15 protein-coding genes are annotated in these 18532 nt (G+C 42.8%); 13 read left to right on the top strand and 2 right to left on the bottom strand.

Translation table 11 applies throughout. The annotated features are described in order from the left end of the window. Positions 1 to 157: 157 nt before the first annotated feature. From F9817_RS00930 to F9817_RS00940, 3 genes are all read left to right on the top strand, one after another. Entirely contained in the window at positions 158 to 1531 is a 1374-nt protein-coding gene (locus F9817_RS00930) for an acetaldehyde dehydrogenase (acetylating) (protein ID WP_161153076.1), read from the top strand. A gap of 340 nt (positions 1532 to 1871) precedes the next feature. Next, positions 1872 to 2723, top strand: coding sequence for a helix-turn-helix domain-containing protein (locus F9817_RS00935; RefSeq protein WP_161153077.1), 852 nt, complete (start codon positions 1872 to 1874; stop codon positions 2721 to 2723). 192 nt (positions 2724 to 2915) lie between these two features. After that, positions 2916 to 3473, top strand: coding sequence for a sugar O-acetyltransferase (locus tag F9817_RS00940; protein WP_237476175.1), 558 nt, complete (start codon positions 2916 to 2918; stop codon positions 3471 to 3473). Positions 3474 to 3507: 34 nt separating this feature from the next. Here F9817_RS00940 and mnmL read toward each other — a convergent pair whose 3' ends face one another. Then, a complete protein-coding gene (mnmL, locus tag F9817_RS00945) occupies positions 3508 to 4425 on the bottom strand; it encodes a tRNA modification radical SAM protein MnmL/YtqA (protein WP_161153078.1) in 918 nt (305 codons plus the stop codon). Positions 4426 to 5019: 594 nt separating this feature from the next. Here mnmL and gltB point away from each other — a divergent pair. The 10 genes from gltB to F9817_RS00995 all read left to right on the top strand — a co-directional run bounded on the left by gltB (position 5020) and on the right by F9817_RS00995 (position 17651). Then, positions 5020 to 9483, top strand: a complete 4464-nt coding sequence (gene gltB, locus F9817_RS00950) for a glutamate synthase large subunit (RefSeq protein WP_161153079.1) — start codon at positions 5020 to 5022, stop codon at positions 9481 to 9483. Between the two features lie 19 nt (positions 9484 to 9502). Further along, positions 9503 to 10915: an FAD-dependent oxidoreductase gene (locus F9817_RS00955; RefSeq protein ID WP_161153080.1), complete on the top strand. Its 1413-nt coding sequence runs from the start codon at positions 9503 to 9505 to the stop codon at positions 10913 to 10915. Positions 10916 to 11122: 207 nt separating this feature from the next. Then, positions 11123 to 11527 (top strand): DUF1499 domain-containing protein, encoded by a 405-nt coding sequence (locus tag F9817_RS00960; RefSeq protein WP_230389505.1) that lies wholly within the window; start codon positions 11123 to 11125, stop codon positions 11525 to 11527. A 132-nt stretch (positions 11528 to 11659) separates the two neighbouring features. After that, positions 11660 to 12352, top strand: coding sequence for a 5'-methylthioadenosine/S-adenosylhomocysteine nucleosidase (gene mtnN / locus F9817_RS00965; protein ID WP_161153082.1), 693 nt, complete (start codon positions 11660 to 11662; stop codon positions 12350 to 12352). A gap of 11 nt (positions 12353 to 12363) precedes the next feature. Then, positions 12364 to 13317, top strand: a complete 954-nt coding sequence (locus tag F9817_RS00970; RefSeq protein ID WP_161153083.1) for a cobalamin biosynthesis family protein — start codon at positions 12364 to 12366, stop codon at positions 13315 to 13317. Between the two features lie 25 nt (positions 13318 to 13342). Then, positions 13343 to 14182, top strand: a complete 840-nt coding sequence (btuF, locus tag F9817_RS00975; RefSeq protein ID WP_161153146.1) for a vitamin B12 ABC transporter substrate-binding protein BtuF — start codon at positions 13343 to 13345, stop codon at positions 14180 to 14182. Positions 14183 to 14256: 74 nt separating this feature from the next. Next, positions 14257 to 14877 carry a TRIC cation channel family protein gene (locus tag F9817_RS00980; RefSeq protein ID WP_161153147.1) on the top strand — a complete coding sequence of 207 codons (621 nt, stop codon included), beginning with the start codon at positions 14257 to 14259 and terminating at the stop codon, positions 14875 to 14877. Positions 14878 to 15253: 376 nt separating this feature from the next. Beyond that, a complete protein-coding gene (pdxY, locus tag F9817_RS00985) occupies positions 15254 to 16132 on the top strand; it encodes a pyridoxal kinase PdxY (protein ID WP_161153084.1) in 879 nt (292 codons plus the stop codon). A 205-nt stretch (positions 16133 to 16337) separates the two neighbouring features. Next, the gene (locus F9817_RS00990; RefSeq protein ID WP_161153085.1) at positions 16338 to 16751 is read left to right on the top strand and encodes a VOC family protein; all 414 of its coding nucleotides are present in this window, start codon (positions 16338 to 16340) and stop codon (positions 16749 to 16751) included. A 45-nt stretch (positions 16752 to 16796) separates the two neighbouring features. After that, the gene (locus F9817_RS00995; protein ID WP_161153086.1) at positions 16797 to 17651 is read left to right on the top strand and encodes a LysR family transcriptional regulator; all 855 of its coding nucleotides are present in this window, start codon (positions 16797 to 16799) and stop codon (positions 17649 to 17651) included. On the opposite strand, the gene F9817_RS01000 is transcribed toward F9817_RS00995, so the two are convergent. Then, positions 17593 to 18372: a TSUP family transporter gene (locus F9817_RS01000; protein ID WP_161153087.1), complete on the bottom strand. Its 780-nt coding sequence runs from the start codon at positions 18370 to 18372 to the stop codon at positions 17593 to 17595. The two genes, F9817_RS00995 and F9817_RS01000, sit on opposite strands and share 59 nt — an antisense overlap. Positions 18373 to 18532 lie beyond the last annotated feature (160 nt).

Here is an 18532-nt window from a genome sequence, read left to right on the forward strand (position 1 = left end):
AGATCGAATCTAGATCACGTATTTTAACCATTAGATCGTTCCATTAAAAAATGAGCTATTTTTTTAAAATGTGAATTAGTTGCTAAATGACCTGATTGTTATTATTCGCGCCATGGAAAGCTCACAACATAGTGAGTACAAAACCGGAGACACTCCCATGACACGTGAAACAGTGATTAACGATTCTGTACAAGAAGCGATTGACCTAATTCAACAAGCTAAACAAGCACAACTTGTGCTAAAAACTTTCTCTCAAGAAAAAATCGATGCCATTGTAAAAAGCATGGCTGATGCGGCACTACGTGAAAGCATCCGTTTAGCCACTATGGCTGCAGAAGAAACCGGCTTCGGTAATGCTGCAGACAAAGTCGTTAAAAATGAATTTGCAAGTAAACAGCTTCTTGAGCACATAAAAGATCAAAAAACAGTCGGTATTTTAAGTACTGATCCTGTAACACGCACTATGGATGTCGCGGTTCCAATGGGGGTTTTAGCAGCGTTAGTACCTTCAACAAACCCAACATCTACTACTATCTATAAAGCGATTGTAGCGATTAAATCAGGTAATGGTATCGTTGTTTCTCCACACCCAACGGCACTAAAATCTATCACTGAAACTGCAAAAGTTGTTTACGAAGCAGCACTAGCAGCAGGCGCTCCAGCAGGCATCATTGGTTGCATTAGCAAACCCTCTCTTGAAGCAACTCAAGAGCTAATGAAAAACCACGATACTGCTCTTATCCTTGCAACTGGTGGCGAAGCAATGGTTCGCGCAGCATACAGTTCAGGTAACCCTGCAATCGGTGTTGGTCCAGGTAACTCACCGGCTTACATTGAAAAATCAGCCAACGTAACTAAAGCAGTAGAAAAAATCTTCCTAAGTAAAACATTCGACAACGGTGTTATCTGTGCATCAGAACAATCTATCGTTGTAGAAAAATCAATGGAAGAGCGCGTACGCGCTGAAGTTGTGAAAAATGGTGGTTACTTCCTAACTGCAGAAGAATCAGAAAAATTAGGCAAATTCATTCTTCGTGAAAACGGCACAATGAACCCACAAATCGTTGGTAAAACAGCGCAATACGTGGCAGATCTTGCTGGCCTAACTATTCCAGAAAACACTCGTATTTTGCTATCTGAGCAAAACACAGTAAGCAAGACTAACCCATATTCTCGTGAAAAACTGACTGCTATCCTTGCGTTCTACGTAGAAGAAGACAACCAAGCAGCTATCAACCGTTGTGCAGAACTTCTAGAAAATGAAGGCGCTGGCCATACTGCTTCTATTCACTCAAACAACCAGAGTGTTATTCAAGCGTTCTCACTACGTATGCCTGTTTCTCGTTGTCTTGTAAATACGCCAAGCGCTCTAGGCGGCATCGGCGCTACTACAGACCTAACTCCAGCATTGACTCTAGGCTGTGGCGCTGTTGGCGGTAGCTCAGTATCTGACAACGTGGGCCCTGAACACCTATTTAACGTTAAGAAAGTGGTATACCACTTCAATGAAGAACTAGAAGAAGTTGCTTAAGCATTGAGTGAGTGAGAGACCGAGACAACCCCAAGCTATCGGTCCCTTTACCTCTTCTATCTTCATGTCACCAATAGAAGAGGTATCACTCTTTGTCACTAAGCCAGCCCAACAAGTATTTCTACCTTTTCTTGTTGGGCTATTTCTTAATCTTTCTCATTTCGTTACTGGTCACAAAGTTAATAAATAGCTACTTTCTTTTCTATCGCTATCTTACTTATTTATATGAAGAAAATAAAAACCCACCCACTATGTAAGTGTTTTAATTCATATAGTGGATAACGTCACTCTCCATTATAATCTGCTGTAATTAGTCTATCCGTTCATTGCGAGGTGCTTTGTGTATAAAATTCATAATTTTAACAAGGTAGCAGAAACCGAGTACGCCTTTGCAACTGATAGTTTAAACCTGCTCTATTACGATTTACCAAAACACTATAACGATGAATATCGCTCGTATGATGCACCACGCTTATGCACCATTATCGATGGTGCAAAAACGGTCAGTATCAATCAATCTGAGCAATTCGTTTACAATCGTGACCAATTCATATTATTACCACCACACTCGAATGTGTATATGTCGATGTCCGAATACACGCGTGCATTAGTATATGAATTTAGCGATCAGCTTATTAACGATGTCAATCAGAAGGTATCGTCTCAATTGGAGATTGAGCCATCAAAAAACATCACCTACTCCACTTTTTTTCTTGATTCGATCTCTCATCGCTTGTCTGCCTTACAAGATCGAATGCAGGAAATCATGGCCGAACGAGATCTTAATATGAAGTTTCTCGTCGACATCACCTGCCAAGAGTTGGTTTATGAATTAATGAAGATTCAGGGATGTCACGAAATCATTCAACACCACCAGCATCACCCAATCAATAAAGCGATTCGGCTGATGAACTCTACCCAAGGCAACTACATGTCTATCTCTGATATTGCAGAAGAGGTTGATATGTCGATCTCCAATTTCAGTCAGAAATTTAAATTCATCACCAATCAATGTCCCAAAGACTACTTCACGCGCTTACGGTTACAGAAGTCACGTCAATACCTACGCCACTTGTCTGTTACAGATACAGCCTATGAAGTTGGCTACGATAATATTTCCTATTACATACGCCAATTTAAAAAGGAATATGGTCTAACTCCAAAGCAATACCAATTAATGGAAGTGCGTTGATCTACCTACGTAAAAAGACTCTATCTTTCAATCAGTACCTTGCCTAAGAAAGAAGGCATTACCGAAAGAATATTGAGATGACTGAGGTAAAACTCTGATTCATTTAAATGACAAATAGAGAGGCAGATCTAAGTTACTCGAATATGAAACCGGTACCATCGTATTTTTTATAATGAAGAGATGTACTGAGATATGACAGCCCGCCAAGATATGCTGGCAGGAGAACGTTACCCTATCAACGATCCTGAACTGGTTAAAATTCGAAATATTACTCGCAATCTCGTAGCAAAATACAACGAAATTGAACGTGAGAATGTAGAAGCCCAACAAGATCTACTCAAACAAATGTTTGGTTCTCTTGGAGAAGATGTCCATATTGAAAAACGTTTAAATGTCGATTACGGCATGAACACCACGATTGGAAATCATGTTTTTATTAACTTTAATTTCACTCTGCTAGACCCCGCACCGGTGACGATTGGTGATCATGTCTTCATTGGTCCAAATGTCCAGCTTTATACTGCTCATCACCCGTTGGATGCAGAAACGCGTAATCAACACATTGGATGGGCTGAGCCGATTACAATCGAATCCAATGTCTGGATGGGTGGAGGTGTGATCGTATTACCTGGAGTCACTATCGGTGAAAGGGCTGTTGTTGGTGCAGGAAGCGTAGTAACTAAAGATGTGCCACCATATCATTTAGTTGCGGGCAATCCAGCTCGCGTCATGCGCCAATTAGATCAATAAAGTGAATGACAGCTGTATATATGCGGCTGTCTATTTATCTAAAAGACTGTCCAATTAAAGAACCTTGTGGCCCGAGTTTATCTAGGACCTTACCAATTTCCGTCATTGCTAGCCAGCGGTTTTCACACCATAACGGAGCTAATAAGGTAGGACGCCGAGCCGCAGACGAAACGCGATGATAAACGATATTCGACGGCGTACGACGAATCATTTCGCAAGCAATATCAACATATTCAGGCAGTGAGATAGCCGCTAATCGCCCCGATTGCCACGCTTTAGCCATGGTACTTCCTGTGACAATATGCAAATTATGAAGCTTGATCCCATCAGTCTCTATAGTTAAAACTTTATCTAAAGTCTCAAGGTTATCGGCTTTTGTTTCTCTCGGTAACCCAACGATTAAGTGCGTGCATACTTTAATACCTAAGCGACGCGCCTTCGGCACAATATCGGCATATTCAGCAAAACCGTGACCACGATTAATACGCTTTAAGGTTTGGTCATTGGCGGTTTGCAGCCCGAGTTCTAACCATACCTCATAACCTTGAGCGACATAATCAGCAAGTAAAGTTAATACCGCATCAGGCACGCAATCAGGCCGAGTTCCTACACATAGCCCAACAATATCAGCCTGATGTAATGCTTGCTCATACATATTTTTTAATAACTGAACTTCAGCATAAGTGCTGGTATAGGCTTGAAAATAAGCGAGATACTTTTTGGCTCGGGAGATTTCTTGAGCTCGATGAGTAAGCTGCTGCGGGATAGATTCAACTTGCGTGTTTTCATCCACAAAAGAGGCGACATTACAAAAAGTGCAACCACCACGGCCAATCGTTCCGTCACGATTAGGGCAGCTAAATCCACCGTGTAAAGTCAGTTTATGAACCTTTTCTCCATAACGTCTTTGTAAATCCTGACCAATTGTATTGACTAATTCATGGAGCTGCATTGATTTTCCTACTCACCTCACCTTAACTAAGAGATGCAGTTTAGGTCAGTGTGACATGTGAGTTGCTAATCGAAATCAATAAATCTTAGTCTTTTGTATCATCAATAGCGCTATATTCTTAATGAACAAGGTAATTAACTAGCCTCTGTGTTTAGATTGAACTAATTTAGAACATTAATCCATAATTAAATTAAAAGTTAGTTATTTACACTATATATCATCTCTGTCACATAATAAGTTTCTCCTCAGCAAATAACTTACCTCACCACTCGCTAACATTCGATAATCTCATTTTCTCATGTAATGAGAGAAAAATGTTAAATCTTTGCGGCAAGGAGAAAGATAACACATTGATATATAGATGATTATATTTGTATTTAATAGTAAATCTCATCTACGAACGATTTTTCACCAGTAACTTGACCTTTTGTACAATAAGCTATAGGTTGTGAGCTCAGTGAAAAATTTTAGACAGAGCTCTTTTACAGTTTTAATCATATTTTAAATATAAACATTCATATAAGTATAATTTACAAGAATATCTAGTCATTTACTGTCTGGAAGACAGAACAAAGGCAAGAAGGGAGAATTGCAATGGCTCTATATGATCCAAGTTTTGAACGAGATAACTGCGGATTCGGGTTAATTGCCCATATGGAAGGGCAAGCAAGTCATAAGCTTGTTCGAACCGCTATTTCAGCTCTTGATCGTATGACACACCGTGGCGGTATTGCTGCTGATGGTAAAACCGGTGACGGGTGTGGCCTACTATTACAAAAACCTGACTCATACATGCGTTTAATCGCTGATGAGCAGAACTGGAAGCTTGGAAAACAATATGCTATCGGCATGATTTTCCTCAGCCAGGATCCTATCAAAGCACAAACAGCTCGCGATATTATCAACAAAGAACTTGCGCAAGAAACTTTAACTGTTGCAGGTTGGCGTACTGTGCCAACAAATGCAAAAGTCCTAGGTCCTATCGCAAGCAGCTCTTTGCCTGATATTCAGCAAGTCTTTGTTTCTGCACCTGCTGGCTGGCAAGCTCGAGATATTGAGCGTCGTTTATACATCGCTCGCCGTCGTATCGAAAAACAAATTACGGAAGATGACGATTTTTATATCTGTTCATTGTCCACTCAGGTGATCGTCTACAAAGGCCTATGTATGCCTGCAGACCTTCCCCGCTTCTATAAAGATTTGGCTGATTTACGTATGGAATCTGCCATCTGTCTATTCCACCAGCGTTTCTCGACCAACACCCAACCTCGTTGGCCGTTAGCTCAACCATTCCGTTATCTTGCCCACAACGGTGAGATCAATACCATTCAAGGTAACCGAGAATGGGCGCGCGCTCGTGGCTACAAATTCTCATCACCATTACTGCCCGATTTGCAAAGTGCCGCACCGTTTGTCAACGAAACAGGCTCAGACTCATCTAGCCTAGACAATATGCTGGAATTGCTTCTACAAGGCGGTATGGACCTGTTCCGTGCAATGCGTATGCTAGTGCCGCCAGCTTGGCAGCACCACCCAGACATGGATGAAGATTTACGCGCCTTTTATGATTTCAACTCAAAGCATATGGAACCATGGGATGGCCCTGCTGGTATCGTCTTATCTGATGGCCGTTTTGCTGCCTGTAACTTAGACCGTAACGGCCTACGTCCTGCGCGCTATGTGATCACTAAAGATAAGTTAATTACACTGGCTTCCGAAATCGGCATTTGGGATTACGCACCAGATGAAGTGGCTGAAAAAGGCCGTGTTGGTCCAGGCGAACTGCTCGTTATCGACACGAAAGAAGCTAAAATCTGGCAATCCAGCGAGATCGATAACGACCTAAAAGTGCGTCACCCATACAAAGAATGGTTAAGCCGTTGTGTCTACCCACTAACACCATTCTCTGATTTACCGGACGATAAAGTGGGTCAACGTGAATTTGAACCCGATCTGCTGAAAACGTACCAAAAGCAATTCGCGATGAGTAATGAAGAAATCGATCAGATTCTTCGTGTTCTTGGCGACATGGGACAAGAAGCGGTCGGCTCTATGGGTGATGACACCCCAATGGCCGTTTTGTCTTCAAAAGAACGGTTAGTCACGGATTATTTCCGTCAAAAATTCGCTCAGGTCACTAACCCACCGATTGACCCATTACGTGAAAAACACGTGATGTCTCTTGCCACTTGTATCGGCCAAGAAATGAACGTGTTCAATGAAACCGACGGACACGCTTACCGAGTGACATTTGATTCGCCAGTGCTGCTTTACTCAGACATGCAGCAACTACTGACACTCAATGATGAACACTACCGCAATACCATTCTCGACATCAATTTTGATCCTGAAGAGAAAGATTTAAAACAGGCGGTTTTAGATCTTTGTGATGAAGCTGAGCAATTAGTTCGCGATGGTACAGTACTACTGGTACTCTCTGATCGCGCACTCACCAAAGGCAAACTGCCAATTCCAGCAGCTATGGCTGTCGGTGCGATTCAAACTCGCTTAGTGAAAACACAATTGCGTTGTGATGCCAACATTATTGTTGAAACCGCTGCGGCTCGTGACCCACACCAATTTGCCGTTTTAATCGGCTTTGGTGCTACTGCGATTTATCCTTACCTCGCCTATGAAACACTAGGCAAGTTGGTTGACGATGGTGCGATAGAGAAAGACTACCGTACCGTCATGCAAAACTACCAATACGGCATCAACAAAGGTCTGTATAAGATCATGTCGAAAATGGGGATTTCAACTGTAGCGTCTTACCGTTGTTCACAACTGTTTGAAGCCGTTGGTTTGAATTCTGAACTTGTTGAGCTGTGCTTTAAAGGTGTGGTTACTCGTATTCAAGGTGCAAACTTTGCTGATTTCCAACAAGATTTGTACAACTTGTCTCGTAAAGCATGGACCAAACGTAAGTCAATTGAGCACGGTGGTTTACTGAAATATGTTCACGGCGGTGAATACCACGCATTTAACCCAGATGTCGTGCAAACATTGCAAAAAGCGGTTAAATCAGGTGAACAATCGGATTACAAAACCTTCTCTGCCCAAGTCAACAATCGCCCAGTGGCAACACTGCGTGACTTGATGAAGCTGAAAAAATCTGACCAATCTATTCCACTAGAAAAAGTAGAGCCGACAACTGGCCTATTTAAACGGTTTGACTCGGCGGCAATGTCGATTGGTGCATTAAGCCCTGAAGCTCACGAAGCACTTGCAACAGCGATGAACCGCCTTGGCGGCTTCTCAAACTCTGGTGAAGGTGGTGAAGATCCACGTCGTTTTGGCACTGAACGTAACTCTCGTATCAAGCAAGTTGCATCAGGTCGTTTCGGGGTGACACCACATTACCTAACGAATGCAGATGTCATTCAAATTAAAGTTGCTCAAGGTGCAAAACCGGGTGAAGGTGGTCAGCTACCAGGCCATAAAGTGACTGCAGAAATAGCTAAACTGCGTCACTCGGTGCAAGGGGTTACCCTAATTTCTCCACCACCGCACCACGATATTTACTCTATCGAAGATTTGGCTCAGCTCATTTTCGATTTAAAACAAGTTAACCCAGATGCTCTCGTGTCGGTAAAACTCGTTTCTGAACCAGGCGTAGGGACTATCGCAACAGGTGTTGCTAAAGCCTATGCAGACCTTATCACTATCTCAGGTTATGACGGTGGTACGGCAGCAAGTCCATTAACTTCCGTGAAATATGCGGGTTGCCCTTGGGAACTTGGCCTAGCTGAAACTCAGCAAGCTCTTGTTGCTAATGGTCTTCGTCATAAAATTCGCTTGCAAGTCGATGGCGGTTTAAAAACAGGGTTAGATGTCATTAAAGGTGCCATTTTAGGTGCTGAAAGCTTCGGTTTCGGTACTGCACCAATGGTTTCGATGGGATGTAAATTCCTTCGTATCTGTCACCTAAACAACTGTGCAACAGGTGTAGCGACACAAGATGAAACACTGCGTAAAGAGTACTTCAAAGGCCTACCTGAAATGGTGATGCACTATTTCACTGGTCTTGCAGAAGAAGTACGAGGATATCTTGCTGAACTGGGTGTAGAGAAATTGACAGACCTTATTGGTCGTACCGATTTACTGGAAACTATCGAAGGTTTAACAGCGAAACAGAGCAAACTAGATTTATCTAACATCTTAGAAAAACCAGTTTCTCCAGAAGATTTTCCATTCTACTGCACTGAACCAAACACACCGTTTGATAACGGTGAGCTAAACCAACGCATTGTTAAAGATGCGATAGCAGCAGTGGAAAGAGAAGAATCTCAAGAGCTTTACTACAGCGTTATTAACACCGACCGTTCAATTGGTGCTCGCCTATCAGGTGAAATTGCTAAACGATACGGTAACCAAGGTCTAGCAGGCTCACCGACTCGAATTATTCTTGAAGGTACTGCGGGGCAATCATTTGGTGTTTGGAATGCAGGTGGTGTTGAGCTTATTTTAACTGGCGATGCAAACGACTATGTGGGTAAAGGTATGGCTGGCGGTAAGCTGGTTGTAAAACCTCACCAAGGTACAGCATTCGCTTGTAATGAAGCAACGATTATTGGTAACACCTGTTTATATGGTGCGACGGGCGGTAAGCTCTTTGCGGCAGGTAAAGCAGGTGAACGTTTTGGTGTTCGTAACTCTGGCACTATTGCGGTTATCGAAGGCGCGGGTGATAACGCTTGTGAATATATGACAGGCGGTATTGTAGCAATTCTAGGGGCAACAGGTGTTAACTTTGGCGCAGGTATGACAGGCGGATTCGCTTATGTACTTGACCAAAATGGCGACTTCCAAGGTCGTGTTAACGAAGAGTCTGTTGAAGCACTGTCTTTAGAAGACCTATACATTCACCAAGAACATCTACGTGGTCTGATTGCAGAGCACTTAGAAGAGACAGGTTCGGTTTACGCTGAATCTATCTTAGCGAACTTTGATGAATGGATTCCTAAGTTCTATTTAGTGAAACCGCAGGCCGCGGATCTTCAGACTCTATTGGGTCACCAAAGCCGTAGTGCAGCTGAACTTCGCGTTCAGGCACAGTAATTGGAAGGAGCCAAAAACAATGAGCCAGAATGTTTACCAGTTTATTGATGTAAACCGTGTTGACCCGGCTAAAAAGCCACTCAACATTCGTAAAATCGAGTTCGTAGAAATCTACGAACCCTTTACTAAACAACAAGCGACCGCACAAGCGGATCGCTGTTTAGACTGTGGTAACCCATACTGTGAATGGAAATGTCCTGTACATAACTACATTCCTCAATGGTTGAAACTTGCCAACGAAGGTCGAATCCTAGAAGCGGTTGAGCTTTCTCATCAAACAAACAGCTTGCCAGAGGTATGCGGCCGTGTATGCCCACAAGATCGTTTGTGTGAAGGTTCTTGTACCCTGAGTGAAGATTTCGGTGCTGTGACTATTGGTAATATTGAAAAATACATCACCGATAAAGCTTTTGAGATGGGATGGAAACCTGACATGTCTAGTGTGACATGGACAGATAAAAAAGTTGCCATTATCGGAGCTGGGCCTGCTGGTCTTGCTGCCGCAGATATTTTAATTCGTAACGGTGTAAAACCTGTTGTGTTTGATCGCTACCCTGAAGTTGGCGGTCTCCTCACGTTTGGTATTCCTTCGTTCAAATTAGAAAAATCGGTCATGGAAAACCGCCGCCGTATCTTTACTGAAATGGGCGTTGAATTCCGCTTGAACACAGAAGTGGGCAAAGATGTACAAATGCAAGATCTGATCGATGAATACGATGCCGTATTCCTTGGTGTAGGGACTTACAAGTACATGCGTGCAGGTTTAGAAAATGAAGATGCATCAGGTGTTTACGATGCCCTTCCTTTCCTTATTTCTAACACTTACAAAGTGATGGAAATAGGGAACAACGAACCTTTCATCGATATGGCTGGTAAAAAAGTGGTCGTTCTTGGTGGTGGTGATACCGCGATGGACTGTGTACGGACTTCCATTCGTCAAAATGCCCAACAAGTCATTTGTGCTTACCGCCGCGATGAAGCCAACATGCCAGGCTCTCGTAAAGAAGTAAAAAATGCGCGTGAGGAAGGCGTTGAATTTATGTTTAACGTTCAACCACTTGCTCTCGAAGTTGATGGTCAAGGTAACGTCACGGGCGTGAAAGTGGTCAAAACAGCGCTAGGTGAACCTGATGCAGCTGGCCGCCGCCGTCCAGAACCAGTACCAGGTAGTGAGCATGTTCTTGCCGCTGATGCTGTGATCATGGCCTTTGGTTTCCAACCTCATCAAATGACTTGGTTAGAACCTTATGGCGTAGAACTTGATGATCGTGGCCGAATTAAAGCGCCAAGTGAACAAGAGTTCCAATACCAAACGTCGAACGCAAAAATATTTGCAGGCGGTGATGCAGTTCGAGGCTCTGATTTGGTCGTCACAGCGATTGATGAAGGTCGAAAAGCTGCAAATGGCATCCTAGATTTCCTCGATATTTAGTGTTTTAGCGCACATAAATCATAATTTATTAAAGGATTCATAGTGATATGGATCCTTTTTTTTATATCTGAGCCTATAATCGCAGCAATTGTTTATTTTTTGTGTGCCAGTCCAAAGAGTTAGCACAAAGGATTGGTATCGATAGTTTGATTAAGCACCCGAGGTGCAGTCATGATTCATCGTATTACACTCATTATTTGCTGTTTAATGCTAGGAGCATGCAGTCAAGGAATCGCGCCAGCGAAAGACCGTACTGATATTCCCTGTAGCCAAAAAGCCAGCTGCGTTTCCACATCAGACAGCCGAGAAGATTTTTATCTTGCGCCCTATATTTTGCGACCCGGTGTGACATTAGACCAAGTCAAACGAGTAGTGCTGACCCTTCCCGGAACAAAAATAGCGGATAGAGACAAAGACTCTCAGTATTTACGAGTTGAATGCACCTCAAAAATACTCCGTATAGTTGATGACTTGGAGTTAAAGTTAACGGATTTTCAATTAGTCGTACGCTCTCAATCTCGTGCAGATTATCCCGATTTTGGCGCCAACAGACGTCGAGCTGAAACGCTACGTGACAAATTGGATTTAGCGGGACTTTTAGACGAGCCCTAAGTTAAACGTATCGATTCAAATAGAAAGGTCGTGTTAAACTATATTTATATTTGAATTTAATGAGTGGAGAGTGGCGGCAACTTAACGATAAGTTGTGCTCTCAACATGATTTCCAACCGATAGAGATTATCCATGAAAATTGGCATCATTGGCGCGATGGAGCAAGAAGTCGCAATCCTTAAAGACGCAATGCAAAACGCTGAGCAAGTAAACAAAGCGGGCTGCACATACTACTGTGGTCAAATCAATGGCGCAGAAGTTGTACTTCTTCAATCAGGGATTGGTAAAGTATCTGCTGCTGTCGGCACTGCCATTTTACTTAGTGATTACCAACCGGATGTCGTGATTAACACTGGCTCTGCGGGCGGCTTTGATACTTCCCTAACAATGGGTGATGTAGTCATTTCAAGTGAAGTTCGTCACCATGATGCAGACGTAACGGCTTTCGGTTACGAGATGGGGCAAATGGCAGGCCAACCTGCAGCATTTATGGCTGATGAAAACCTTATGTCAGTGGCAGAAAAAGCCCTTGGTACAACGGATAAACACGCAGTACGTGGCTTGATCTGTACTGGTGATGCCTTTATTTGTAAGTCAGAGCAACAAGAATACATCCGTAAGCACTTCCCATCAGTGGTTGCTGTTGAAATGGAAGCGTCCGCGATCGCCCAAACTTGTCACCAATTTAATGTGCCATTTGTCGTTGTTCGCGCTATTTCTGATGTTGCGGATAAAGAGTCACCAATGTCATTTGATGAATTCTTACCACTTGCAGCACAAAGCTCTTCAGAAATGGTTCTGAAGATGATCGAACTATTAAAATAAGTGCAGGCTAAATGGACGAATTTTTTCATTCTGTCTATACCAATGGTGCGCTCTTAGCCTTATGGGGCGCACTACTATTTCATTTAATCATCCCCATTCCTCATAGTGCTCACCCTGTTACCTTATGGCATAAGTTTGCAGAGCTATTAGCTGACAAGGTCAACCGTAATAATACATATCAACAAAGTTATATATCCGGCACACTCGCTTGGTTATTTATGTTGTTACCAACATTAGCGGTATTGATTGCATTAAAAATGTTAGTTTGGCAACCCGCTCTATTTGAACTTGCACTGTTATTGCTCGCAATTGATTGGCGCACACAAGAGGGATTAACCAAACACATTTCACTCGCCCTAGCCGAACAAGACAAGGTGGCAGCAAGGGATAAACTCTCGGTTTATGTCAATCGTGATACTTCACGTCTATCCGCTCTTGGCCTAGGAAAAGCTACCGCCGAAACTCTAATCATGGGCTTTGGACGTAATGTCATTGCCGTATTATTTTGGTATGGGATTTTTGGCGGGATTGGGGCTCTCACCTACCGACTATTAGCCGAACTGGCTCGCGCTTGGTCACCAACACGGGATAATTATTCCCCGTTTGGTCTCCCTGTTGTTCGAGTTGTCGCGGTTTTAGATGTTATCCCTCTGCGTTTATTTAGCTTATTGCTACTCGTTGGAAAGCAGAGCGGATATGTATGGCAAAAAATGCGCGAACAAGCACCGACATGGCCGCTTCCAGGGCCAGCATGGCTGCTCTGCGTCGTTAGTAACAAACTCCAGTTGGCACTTGGCGGTCCCGCTATTTACGGTAAAAAGAAAGCTGTGCGTAGTAAAATTGGTGGACGAATCGCTCCTGCCGCGCTTCATCTTTCCCAAATTCAAAGCCTGCTTGCTTGGCGATCATTTATCTGGATTCTGCTAGAAAGCCTGCTCATGCTTGCTATCTACCACGGAGTATAATTTCTTGTTGTTTATTCGCCTATTTATGTCTTATGGCGCAATATGTTTAACCGCATTATTGTTTATTGCCAGCTCTGCTGTTTATGCCTCTACCCCGCAAAGAATCATTAGCTTATCACCTCATGCTACAGAGCTAGCCTTTGCTGCTGGACTAGGAGATAAGCTGATTGCTGTTAGTGACTACAGCGATTATCCCCCCGCAGCGCAAAAGCTGGAAAAGATTGCGAACTACAAAGGCATCAATGTCGATAGGATCGTAGCGCTACAACCCGATCTCATTATTACTTGGCCAGAAGGCAATCCGGTACGAGAGATCAATAAATTAAAGCAGATGGGCTTTCATCTCTACGCATCCCATGTCCAAACACTGGCAGATATCAGCAAAAATCTTATCGATTTAAGCCAGTTTGCAACTAATCCCAGTATTGGCCAACAAGCAGCTAAAACATTTAACTCACAACTGAAAGCACTCAAGCAACGTTATAGTCATCAAACACCCGTTCGTTATTTTTATCAGCTCAGTCAAAAACCGATTATTACTGTGGCTCAAGATAACTGGCCGAGTGAAGTCTTCTCTTTTTGTGGCGGTAAAAATGTATTTGGTGACAGCCCCAGTCCCTATCCGCAAGTTGGTATAGAACAGGTCGTCCTCGCCCAACCCGATGTTATTTTCACCTCAGAACATGCGATGACTGACGGTTCAATGTGGCAAGAATGGAAAAATGAAATTCCAGCTGTCGGTCATCATCGGGTTTGGTCGCTTCATTCTGACTGGCTTAATCGCCCAACTCCGCGCACCTTACGCGCGATTAAAGAAGTCTGCCAATATTTCGCTCAAGCACGAGAAAATCTGACCAGAAAATAGTAGCCGATCGCCCACTAAATCTCGTACAATCCGTGGCCGATTGACTTCCCTAAATGACAAGAGCGCGATTAACGGTGGATATTTCATTACTCTACTCTATTGACCTATTTGGTACGGCGATATTTGCCGTTTCTGGTGTCCTACTTGCTGGTCGCTTACGTATGGATCCATTTGGGGTAATCGTTCTCGCCAGTGTTACTGCGATTGGCGGCGGTACTATTCGTGATATGGCCTTGGGCGCAACCCCTGTCTTTTGGATTCGTAACACCAGCTACCTGTGGGTTATTCTAATCACTTGTATTATTACTATGTTGATCGTTCGACGCCCTAAAAGAGTAGCTTGGTGGATTCTGCCTGTCTGCGATGCTATTGGGCTTGCTGTTTTTGTCGGTATTGGTGTCGAAAAAGCCATGAGTTATCAAAGTTCACCGCTCGTTGCAATTATTATGGGCGTTCTAACTGGCTGTGGCGGTGGTATCATTCGTGATGTGCTGGCGAGAGAAATCCCAATGGTGTTGCGTAGTGAAGTTTACGCAACAGCTTGTATTATAGGCGGTGTATTTCACACCTCTGCGCTCGCATTAGGCTATTCATCCGAAACTGCCCTTTTATCTGGTATATCGTCGACACTTATTATTCGGTTAGGCGCTATTCGCTGGCATTTATCACTACCAATCTTTGCTCTACAACGTTAATAACCTATACCCAAATGCTCGCAAAATGCAGAATTCAGAGCTTGATCAACGAACCTAGATCAAGCTCAATCACGGTAGGAATGCTCATTCTCTTTCAATGTGGAGTGACTGGAGCTTCATGCCCAAATACGAATACATTCTCGCTGAAACAGCCTCTTGAGGTTAGTCGGGTATAGAATAAGAAAACTCGGTAAAATCAGTTAACAGCAGTTGAAACCATTTGTAATATTCGCTGTTAATGAATAAATATCACTGTTGCTTTTCACCACTTAGGTGTAGCCTTAATGACATGGTCTGAAGCACAGACTCAATCAACAACTGACGGTGTTCACCGTTTATTTATATATCAAAGTTAATCAAAAGAGATACGATTGTTATGCAAGGGATTCTATCCATCCAATCACATGTGAGTTATGGCCATGCAGGGAATAGCAGCGCTGTTTTTCCAATGCAACGAATGGGGTTTGAAGTCTGGCCAATCCATACTGTCCAATTTTCTAATCATACTCATTACACACAAGGATGGACTGGACATGCCTTTACTGCTGACGATATTGCTGAAGTCGTTCGTGGTTTGGCTAACCTTGATGTATTAACCGAATGCCAAGCTGTGGTTACAGGTTACCAAGGGACTGCAGAGCAATGTTCTGTCGTCGCCGATACAGTAGCGAAAGTAAAACAAGCCAACCCAAATGCTCTTTATGTCTGTGACCCGGTTATGAGTAATCCTGAGAAAGGATGTATTGTGGCACCGGGGATCACTGAACAATTGATTAATACCTTGATTCCAATTGCTGATGTCATTGTGCCAAACCAGTTCGAGCTTTCACAAATTGCGAATATGGAAATTAATAGCTTAGAAGATGCCGTCAAAGCTTGTCATAAGGCGCTGACTAAAGGACCTAAACTTATCATTGCTAAACATCTACATGGTATCGATAAACAGAATTTCAATATGATGCTAGCCACCAAAGATGGCGTCTATTTGGCAAAACGCCCTCTTTATCAGATTTGTAAAGAGCCCATCGGTGTAGGCGATTTAATCACATCAATCTTTACTGCAGGTTTACTAAAAGGCTGGTCTCCACTACAAGCATTCCAACACTGCCATGATGCAGTGCATGGCGTTCTAAAAACAACCTTTAAAAGCGGAGAATGGGAATTGCAAACGATTGCAGCACAAGATGAACTCATCAATCCTAGTGAACACTTCCCGGCAGAATTAGTCGAACAACATTCCGAAAGTTACGCGTAATCTATCATAATGCTTAATTATCCCATCGAGCCTCGCTATTTACGCGGGGCTTTTTATCGCTCTCCAAACTCTATTTGATCATATCAACCAAGATATTGATCACAATTCCATCTGACCAAGCCACTTAAATAAAGTTTTTTATTTACTTATATAGCTCCACGTGACTATATAAACAAAAAACTTTATTTAAGTGGAGAAATGTTATATGCCAAGCTATGTTGAACACACCAATGTCACTGTAAAAAATATCGATGAAGCTATTGAGTTTATTCAATTGGCATTACCTGATTTTAAAGTACGTCATCAAGGAGAAAATGGTTACCGCTGGGCACATATCGGAACACAGGATAGCTACATTGCATTACAGGAAATGACCGATAAAGAAAATAGCAATCGCACACCATATAACGATGTGGGTATTAATCATATTGGAATAGTCGTAGACGATGCCCTTGCTGTAGAGCAAAGACTATTAGATGCGGGTTACCGACTTAATGAAATTAATGAAAACAGCCAATATAGAAAACGAGTCTACTTTTTTGATAACAGCGGGATCGAATGGGAATTTATCCAATATTTTTCAGCTGATAATGCGCTAAAAAATCACTACCCATCTTAAGACTAATTTGCTTAAATGAGGCCGTCAGCAGTATGAGAAAGCGCAATGTTATTGGAAGGATTAGAAACATTACTGGTACTTAGTAAAGAAAAAACCATGAGCCGAACTGGGGCATTACTATATATCAGCCAATCCGCTGTCAGTAAGCGCATCGCCAACCTAGAACAAAAGTTAGGTAAAAAACTTATCGTTCCAGCCGGGCGCCATATTAAGCTCACCGCTGATGCCGAACAGTTAATTGCGAATATCGAACCAACATTTAATGAACTACGCGGATTGATGTTTGATCAACAAACTCTTGAGGATCACACCCCGATCAGGCTCGACTGTTCTGAAACATTGGTTGCAGGTTATATTAATCAAGTAATTGGTGAATATAGAAAACTCGATCCTCACTTTACGATCACGACCAACCACACTCCGCGAATTATTGATAATGTAAAATCAGGACGAGCAACCATTGGTTTTTGTGCTGGGCATTTATCAGCAAACCATGGTTTACTGGCTTTTCACCTCTGTGACGAGCCTTTCTTGATCGTCAGTCATCAACCTTTAACCACACTCCCTAGTGAATTGATCACCAATGACCTAGTGAATACGGCCAATACATATCAAAGTTCCATATTGGCAAAGCTGGGAATTCACCCAATGATGCAAATGGACTCTTACACAGCAGCGGCGCAATTAGCTCTTGGGGATACCGCTCCAGCCCTTGTTCCTCTCTCAGTGGTACAAACGTTACGCATCGATGCCAAATACTGTTTTGATTTTCCGCAATTAGCGCAATTAACTCGCCCGATACACATTTGTGTTCGAGCGAATACTTACCGTTCAACACGTGTTAAAAGATGGATTGAAACCATTGCTGGTACTGTTCCAACAGCAACTTTAACGCCATAATTAGACACATGATAATCACCAATGGACGAATCCACTTTTGTCCTTTGGCGATAACGACCTTCGCCCCTAATCGCCCACCTAAGAACTGTCCAACAGCCATCACCAAACCGATTTTCCATATTGGCAAACCAGCAATTAAGAAAAAAGTTAGCGCTGCAATATTAGAGGTAAAATTTAAAACTTTCGCCCGCGCTGTGGCTTGCACCAGATTACAATGCCCCAATAAGATAAAGCATACGGCAAAAATTGAGCCTGTTCCTGGCCCAAAAAATCCATCATAAAAACCAATGCAAGTTCCCACAGTAAGGGCAAACCACAAAGGGTTTAGTGGTTGTTTACTGCTATCTCTGCGCGTTTGTGGCGCTAATAAAAAATACAAAGATATGGAAATGAGTAAGCCAGGAATAAGCGTGGTCAGTACTGAGGCATCAATGCGCTGGACTAACTCGGCCCCCGTTGCTGCCCCAATGTAAGTGCAAACAATCGCAAGCCCCATTTCTTTTAGTTTGACGTGCCCATTACGGATAAAATATAGCGAAGCAGAAAAACTACCAAATGAACTTTGTAATTTATTCGTTGCCAGCGCTTGAGCTGGAGAGACACCAGCAGCAAGCAAAGCAGGTAAAGTAATTAACCCTCCACCACCAGCCATCGCATCGATAAACCCCGCGGCACCTGCAACAAAAAACAACATCGTAAGTACTTGTAACGAAACGTCCATTAACCCTCTGAAGATACAACTAACAAAAGGCGCAAATTATCACTGTCATTAATCAATAAACAGCGAAAGTGGCGACACTGATCTATTCCAATTTTTCATTATTTAACTAGGTTCTAAAATAATCGAATATTTGGTTATAATCAGCAAAATAGCAATAAAA

This window comes from Vibrio eleionomae (assembly GCF_009874545.1).
Lineage (GTDB): Bacteria > Pseudomonadota > Gammaproteobacteria > Enterobacterales > Vibrionaceae > Vibrio > Vibrio nitrifigilis.

Coding starts and splice junctions, on each gene's coding strand:
- F9817_RS00930 (WP_161153076.1), top strand. CDS start 158: ATGACACGTGAAACAGTGATTAACGATTCTGTACAAGAAGCGATTGAC.
- F9817_RS00940 (WP_237476175.1), top strand. CDS start 2,916: ATGACAGCCCGCCAAGATATGCTGGCAGGAGAACGTTACCCTATCAAC.
- mnmL (WP_161153078.1), bottom strand. CDS start 4,425: ATGCAGCTCCATGAATTAGTCAATACAATTGGTCAGGATTTACAAAGA.
- gltB (WP_161153079.1), top strand. CDS start 5,020: ATGGCTCTATATGATCCAAGTTTTGAACGAGATAACTGCGGATTCGGG.
- F9817_RS00955 (WP_161153080.1), top strand. CDS start 9,503: ATGAGCCAGAATGTTTACCAGTTTATTGATGTAAACCGTGTTGACCCG.
- F9817_RS00960 (WP_230389505.1), top strand. CDS start 11,123: ATGCTAGGAGCATGCAGTCAAGGAATCGCGCCAGCGAAAGACCGTACT.
- mtnN (WP_161153082.1), top strand. CDS start 11,660: ATGAAAATTGGCATCATTGGCGCGATGGAGCAAGAAGTCGCAATCCTT.
- F9817_RS00970 (WP_161153083.1), top strand. CDS start 12,364: ATGGACGAATTTTTTCATTCTGTCTATACCAATGGTGCGCTCTTAGCC.
- btuF (WP_161153146.1), top strand. CDS start 13,343: ATGTCTTATGGCGCAATATGTTTAACCGCATTATTGTTTATTGCCAGC.
- pdxY (WP_161153084.1), top strand. CDS start 15,254: ATGCAAGGGATTCTATCCATCCAATCACATGTGAGTTATGGCCATGCA.
- F9817_RS00990 (WP_161153085.1), top strand. CDS start 16,338: ATGCCAAGCTATGTTGAACACACCAATGTCACTGTAAAAAATATCGAT.
- F9817_RS00995 (WP_161153086.1), top strand. CDS start 16,797: ATGTTATTGGAAGGATTAGAAACATTACTGGTACTTAGTAAAGAAAAA.
- F9817_RS01000 (WP_161153087.1), bottom strand. CDS start 18,372: ATGGACGTTTCGTTACAAGTACTTACGATGTTGTTTTTTGTTGCAGGT.